The organism is Saccharopolyspora karakumensis (assembly GCF_004349225.1).
Lineage (GTDB): Bacteria > Actinomycetota > Actinomycetes > Mycobacteriales > Pseudonocardiaceae > Saccharopolyspora > Saccharopolyspora endophytica.
The window spans coordinates 1-6,827 of the sequence record NZ_SMLA01000105.1; the positions used below are offsets into that span (position 1 = coordinate 1).

The 6,827-nt window shown below is 72.8% G+C and carries 5 protein-coding genes; 4 read left to right on the top strand and 1 reads right to left on the bottom strand.

Annotation, left to right across the window (positions count from 1 at the left end; all coding sequences use genetic code 11):
- The 4 genes from E1202_RS30735 to E1202_RS30750 all read left to right on the top strand — a co-directional run.
- Positions 1 to 1,536 (top strand): sensor histidine kinase (locus E1202_RS30735; protein WP_408007718.1); only part of this gene is annotated, 1,536 nt, incomplete at its 5' end.
- Positions 1,533 to 2,195, top strand: a complete 663-nt coding sequence (locus E1202_RS30740; protein ID WP_132686816.1) for a response regulator transcription factor — start codon at positions 1,533 to 1,535, stop codon at positions 2,193 to 2,195. The genes E1202_RS30735 and E1202_RS30740, both read left to right, overlap by 4 nt.
- A gap of 227 nt (positions 2,196 to 2,422) precedes the next feature.
- On the top strand, positions 2,423 to 3,844 hold the full coding sequence (locus E1202_RS30745; RefSeq protein ID WP_132686817.1) for an SLC13 family permease: 1,422 nt from the start codon (positions 2,423 to 2,425) through the stop codon (positions 3,842 to 3,844).
- A gap of 18 nt (positions 3,845 to 3,862) precedes the next feature.
- Positions 3,863 to 4,999, top strand: a complete 1,137-nt coding sequence (locus E1202_RS30750) for a glycerate kinase family protein (RefSeq protein ID WP_132686818.1) — start codon at positions 3,863 to 3,865, stop codon at positions 4,997 to 4,999.
- Between the two features lie 2 nt (positions 5,000 to 5,001).
- Here E1202_RS30750 and E1202_RS30755 read toward each other — a convergent pair whose 3' ends face one another.
- The gene (locus E1202_RS30755; protein WP_132686819.1) at positions 5,002 to 6,804 is read right to left on the bottom strand and encodes a gamma-glutamyltransferase family protein; all 1,803 of its coding nucleotides are present in this window, start codon (positions 6,802 to 6,804) and stop codon (positions 5,002 to 5,004) included.
- Positions 6,805 to 6,827: the final 23 nt, after the last annotated feature.

The following is a 6,827-nucleotide window of genomic DNA, read 5'->3' on the forward strand; positions in this document are numbered from 1 at the left end:
CCGCCGAGCTGCCGCCGCCCGCCGAGCTGCCGCCGCCCGCGCCCCACGATGACGACGACGATGACGCGACGGACGGCCATGACGACTGAGGCGCCGACCCGCCCGCTGACCAGGCTCGCCGGTCGCCGCGGCACCCGCGTGCCCGCCCGGGCCCAGATCATGGGCTGGCTGCTGCTGGTGCTGGTCCTGGTGCTGCTGACGGTCATCGTGATCGTCCGCGAGTACCTGCACGACGAGGTCGACCGCCGGGTCACCAGCTCGCTGGAGCAGGAGGCGAAGGAGTTCGTGGCCTTCGCCGAGAACGGCCAGGACCCGGTCAGCGGCCGGATGCTCGGCGACCCGGGAACGCTGCTGCACAACTACCTCGGCCACCAGTACCCGGACACCGACGAGGCGCTGATCGGCGCGTGGCCGGTCGCGGGCGGTCTCGGCGTGGTCTCGCAGGAGCAGACCGAGCCGATCAAGGCCGTCGCGCACGACCGGGCGGTGCTGCAGCGGATCATCGACGACCCGCGAGCGCACGGCGATCTGGACACCGCGGCCGGCCCGGTGCGCTGGGTGAAGGTGCGGGCCGAGACCGCGCAAGGGGGCAGCGCCTGGTTCGTCGTCGAGCACCACATCGCCGCCGAGACCGCCGACGTCGACCGCAGCGTTCGGGTCCTGCTGCTGGTCAGCGCGCTGGGCGTGGTGCTGGCCGCGCTGATCTCCTGGGTGGTGGCCGGACTGATCCTGGCCCCGGTGCGGGCCGTGCGCCAAGCCGCCGCCGAGATCACCGAGCACGACCTGACCAAGCGCATCCCGGTGGAGGGACGCGACGACATCGCCGCGCTGGCCGACCAGTTCAACGCGATGCTGGACCGGCTGGAGGACGCGTTCCGCATCCAGCGGCAGTTCGTCGACGACGCCGGCCACGAGCTGCGCACCCCGATCACGATCGTGCGCGGCAACCTGGAGCTGATCGGCGTCGATCCCGCCGAGCGCGACGAGGTGGTGCGGCTGTGCACCGACGAGCTGGACCGGATGACGCGGATCGTCAACGACCTGCTGGTGCTGGCCAAGGCCGACCGGCCGGACTTCGTCTCCCCCACCGAGGTGTCGCTGGCCGAGCTGACCAGCGACATCGACGCGAAGGTGCGGTCGCTGGGCGACCGGCGGTGGGTGCTGGCGGAGATGGGCGAGGGCGAGTTCTCGCTCGACGAGCAGCGGATCACCCAGGCGATGGTGCAGCTGGCGCAGAACGCGGTGCAGCACACCTCGCCCGGGTCGACGATCCGCATCGGTTCCGCCGTCGGCGATGGCACCGTCGAGCTGTGGGTCAGCGACGAGGGGCCGGGCGTCGATCCTGGCGAGATGGAGAAGATCTTCGAGCGCTTCAGCCACGGGAGCGGCCGCAAGGGCGGGGCCGGGCTGGGCCTGGCGATCGTGCGGGCAATCGCCGACGCGCACCACGGCCGGGTGGTGGTCCGCTCCGCGCCCGGCACGGGAGCGACCTTCCGGCTGGAACTGCCCGCGAAGAGCACGGGAGACGAGGCATGAGCAAGATCCTGATCGTCGAGGACGAGGAGCGCATCGCGGCGTTCATCGAGAAGGGCCTGCGCGCCAACGGGTTCACCACCACCGTCGTCGCCGACGGGGACACCGCGCTGCACCACCTGGTCGACGGCGGCTACGACCTGGCCGTGCTGGACCTCGGCCTTCCCGGCCGCGACGGGTTCGCGGTGCTGCGCGAGGTGCGTTCGAAGCGGGTGACGCTGCCGGTGGTGATCCTGACCGCGCGCGACACCGTGCACGACACGGTCGCCGGGCTGGAAGGCGGCGCGGACGACTACATGACCAAGCCGTTCCGCTTCGAGGAGCTGCTGGCCCGCATCCGGCTGCGGCTGCGCTCGGCGGAGCGCGCCGAGGAGATCACGGTGCTGCGCGACGGCGAGCTGTCGCTGGACCTGCGCACCCGCCGCGCCCAGGTGCCCACCGGCACGGTGGACCTGACGGCCCGCGAGTTCTCGCTGCTGGAGCTGTTCCTGCGGCATCCCGGCCAGGTGCTGAGCCGCGAGCAGATCCTCTCGCACGTCTGGGGCTACGACTTCGACCCCGGTTCCAACGTCGTCGACGTCTACGTCCGCGCGCTGCGCCGCAAGATCGGCAACGGCCACATCGGGACCGTGCGCGGCATGGGCTACCGGCTCGGCGGCTAGGGCCCGGGCGTCCCCTGCCGATGGGTGTGGAAGAGCGCCCGCGAGCGGTGTGCACAGCTGTGGATAAGCCTGTCCACAACTGTGCATAACCACGCCTGAGCGCTTCCATCAACGCAGCTCACAGCCCTGTGGATAACTTCATCCACAGGCTTGTGGAAAACCCTGGATGAAGGCGCTCTCACCGGAGGTTCACGGAAGTCTCAGGCCGGGCCCGGAGAGTCTTCCTCGTGCAGGTCAACAGCGTGGAAGCAGACCCGGTCGCCGGGTGGGGATGGGCCGTGGCGTTCACCCTCGCCGGCGTCGGCGTCTTCGGGGTCCTGGCCGTGCTCACCGTTCCGGCCCACGGGCTCGACGGGTCGTTGAGCCGCGACGCGGTGCTGACGCTGGTGGTGTTCGGCGCGGCCATCGTCGGGTGGACGCGCGCGAAGGTCGACGACACGTTCGTCGCGCTGCTGGCCGCCGCCCTGCTCGCGGTGCTCGGGGTGCTGGAGTCCGAGCGGCTGTTCGCCGCGCTCGGCGAGGATCAGATCTGGCTGCTGGTGGCCGCGTTCATGCTGGCCGCCGGGATCAACCGGACCGGACTGCCCGCGCGGCTGGCCCTCGGACTGGCCGGCCGGGCGCGATCGCCCCGGTCGCTGTGCCACCTGCTCACCCTCGGGTTGGTCGGCACCGCGCTGCTGATCCCCAGCACCAGCGGCCGGGCGGCGATGGCCGTGCCGCTGCACCGGGGGCTGGCGTCCGCCCTGCCGGACCGGCTGGTCCGGACCGTCGGGCTGCTGGTGCCGGTGGTGATCCTGCTGTCCGCCGTCGCCACCCTCACCGGCGCCGGAGCGCACCTGATCACCAGCCAGGTGCTCGCGGCGACCACCGGCGAAGGCATCCCGTTCGGCTGGTGGCTGTGCTGGGGACTGCCGTTCGCGCTGGTCAGCTCGCACCTGGCCGCCGAACTGGTGCTGTGGACCGGCGGTGCGGACAGGCGGACGCCGCTGCGCGTCGACGTGGCCGAGCTGCGCGCCCGGCTGGACGTGCCCGAGCGGCTGCGGCCGGCCGAGGTCCGGGCCGGAGCGCTGCTGGGCGTCGTGGTGGTGCTGTGGAGCACCGAGTCCTGGCACGGGCTGCCGCCCGCGCTGACCGCCCTGGGCTCCGCGCTGCTGGTGACCTCACCCCGCTTCGGGACCGTTCCGATGAAGGCGGCCGTCGGCGAGATCCCCTGGTCGCTGCTGCTGTTCATGGCCGCGACCGGTGCGCTGGGCACCGCGCTCACCGACTCCGGCGCGGCGAGCTGGATCGCCGGTCACGCGCTGGTCGGCGACAGCCCGGTGACGCTGCTGGTCGCGGTCGTGGCGCTGAGCACCGCGCTGCACCTGCTGGTCGCGTCCCGGTCGGCGCGGTCGGCGGTGCTGATCCCGCTGCTGGTGCCCGCGGCGCTGGCCGTCGGGGCCAACCCGATGGCGGTGGCGTTCGCTTCGACCGCCGCGGCCGGTTTCTGCCACACGCTGCCGTCCTCGGCGAAACCCCTCGCGATGTTCGCCGAGCACTACGAGCCGCGCGAGCTGCGCAGGCTCGCCGTCGTCCTGGGGCCGCTGACGGCCGCGCTGGTGCTGCTGTTCTCCCTGCTCGTCTGGCCCCTGCTGGGTTTGTCCGTCTGATCCACCGTGGAGGAAAGAATGTTCCGCATCGTCGTCGCGCCGAGCGGTTTCAAGGAATGCCTGGACGCCGAGCAGGTCGCCGACGCCATCCAGGCGGGCGTCCGTCGGGTCATCCCCGGAAGCGTGGTCGACACCGTGCCGCTGATCGACGGCGGCGAGGGTTCGGCCCGGCTGCTCGCCCGCGCCACCGGCGGCACGCTCGTGCCGGTGACCGTCACCGGTCCGGTCGGCGATCCGGTCGCGGCCCACTTCGCGCTGCTCGACGACGACACCGCGTTCGTCGAGATGGCCGCCGCGGCGGGCTTATCGCTGGTCCCGCCCAGCAGACGCGATCCCGGCCGCACCACGAGCCGGGGCGTCGGCGAGCTGATCCGCGCGGCGCTGGACACCGGTGCGCAGCGCATCGTCGTCGGCTGCGGTGACTCGGGCGTCTGCGACGGCGGCGCCGGGGCGCTGCAGGCCCTGGGCGCGCGGATCACCGACGAGTCCGGCCGGGAGATCGGGCCAGGAGGCGCTGAGCTGCTGCGCGCCGACCGCATCGACGCCTCCGGTCTCGGCCCTCGACTGTCCGAAGTGGACATGACGGTCGCGGTCAACCCGCGCAACGCGCTGTGCGGTCCGGACGGGGTGGCCCGCCGCTACGGCCCGCAGAAGGGCGCTTCGGCGCAGGACGTCGAGCTGCTGTCCTCGGCGATGTCGAACTGGGCGCGGCTGCTCGACCCCGACCTGGCCGAGCTCCCCGGCGCCGGGGCGTCCGGCGGGCTGGCCGCCGGGCTCGCCGGCGTCCTCGGAGCGCGCTTGGAATCCCGCTTCGACGTGTTCCTGACCAGCACCGATCTGGAGCAGCGGCTGCGCACCGCCGATCTGGTGATCACCGCCGAAGGCGCCATCGATGCGTCCACCGCGCTCGGCAAGATCCCCACCGAGGTCGCGCGCCGCGCCAAGCGGCACGGGAAACCGGTGATCGCGCTGTGCGGCACCATCGGACCGGGCGCCGACACCAGCTACGAGCACGGGATCGACGCCATCACCGGAATCCTCACCGGCCCGGTGGCGCTGCCCGACGCCATCACCAGAGCACCGGCGCTCATCACCGACGCGACCGCCCGAACCCTGCGGATGCTGCTGCTCGGGACCACCCTCCCGGCCGCGTGAGCTCAGCGCCCCGCCGCGTACCCCTGCGCACCCCGCGGGTTGGCGGCGGCCTTGAGCAGGCCCGACTCCGGATCCCTGGACACCGCCGAGAGTCGGCCGAGGGACCACGGGCCGTTGTCCTCCACCAGGTGCCCCCGGGATCGCAGCGCGGCGATGGTCTCGGCGCCGAGGCGGGATTCCACCGCCACAGCACCGGGTTCCCACTCGCGCGGGTAGAACGAGCGCGGGAACGCGGTGCTGTGCCAGGCGGGGGCGTCGATGGCGGCCTGCAGGTCGAGCCCGCCGTGGACGTGGGCCAGCCAGAAGCACAGCTGCCACTGGTCCTGCTGGTCACCACCGGGAGTCCCGAAGGCCAGCGCGGGAACACCGCCGCGCAGCGCCAGCGACGGGCTCAACGTGATGCGCGGGCGCTTGCCCGGCACAAGCGAGTTCGGCAGCCCCTCCTCCAGCCAGAACATCTGGGCGCGGCTGCCCAGGCAGAACCCGAGTTCGGGGATCGTCGGCGAGGACTGCAACCACCCGCCGGACGGGGTCGCCGAGATCATGTTGCCCCAGCGGTCCACGACGTCGATGTGCACCGTGTCGCCCCGGCTCTCCCCGTTGGGCAGCACGGTCGGCTCGCCGATGCCGACACCGCTCGGATCCGACAGCCCGCCGACACCCCGGTTCTCGGCGACGAACGCGGGTAACCCGGGCGTGCGTCCGCCGGGTGAACCGGGCCGCAGGTCCAGCGAAGCGGTCGCGCCGATCAGGCCCCGGCGCTGCGCGGCGTACTCGTCGGAGACGAGGTCGGCGAGCACGCCGGGATCGGCGGAGTCGCCGTACCAGGCCTCGCGGTCGGCGAACGCGAGCTTGGTGGCCTCCACCGCCGCGTGCACCACGTCGACCGGCGCGGCACCGTCCACGTAGGACACCGGTAGTCCTTCCAGCAGCTTCAGCTGCTGGGCGAGCGCCGGCCCCTGCGACCAGATGCCGAACTTCGCCAGCGTCCAGCCGCCCGGCAGGTCGACGGTCAGCGGCTGCTCGTAGGTCGTCTCGTACTCCGCCATGTCCTGCGCGGTGAGCACGCCCGCGTGATCGCGGCCCGAGTTGTCCCGGTGCGGGATCCGCGCGAACTCCTCCACGGCTTCGGCCACGAACCCCTGCGACCACGCCCGGCGAGCGGCGTCGATCTGCGCCTCCCGGCCGGTCACCGACTCCGCCTCGGCCAGCAGCCGCTCCCAGGTGTCGGCGAGCACGGGATTGCGCACCACCGAGCCCGGTTCCGGGACCGAGCCGTCGGCGTTGAGCCAGCGCTGCGCCGAGGTCGGCCAGTGCTGCCGGAACATGTCGGCGACCAGGCCGATCGTGTCGCTGATGCGCGGCACGATCGGACATCCGCCGCGCGCGTAGCCGATCGCGTAGCTCAGCACCTCGCGCAGCTTCTTGGTGCCGTGGTCGCGCAGCAGCGTCAGCCAGCCGTCCCAAGCGCCGGGCACCGTGGTGGCCAGCAGTCCCGTGCCCGGGATCAGGTCGAGGCCGAGTTCGTCGCGGTAGTGCTCGATCGTGGCCCCGGCCGGTGCGGGCCCCTGCCCGCACAGCGCGCGCGGGCGCGGGTCGGCGGCGGTGGCGAGCAGCGCCGGAACCTCACCGCCCGGGCCGTTGAGGTGCGGTTCGACGACCTGCAGCACGAACCCGGCCGCCACGGCCGCGTCGAAGGCGTTCCCGTCGTCCTCCAGCACCGCCATCCCCGCCGCGGAGGCGAGCCAGTGCGTCGAGGCGACCATCCCATGAGTACCGGCCAGCTCCGGGCGAGTCGTGAACACCCGCCCACCCTCTGTCTCCTATA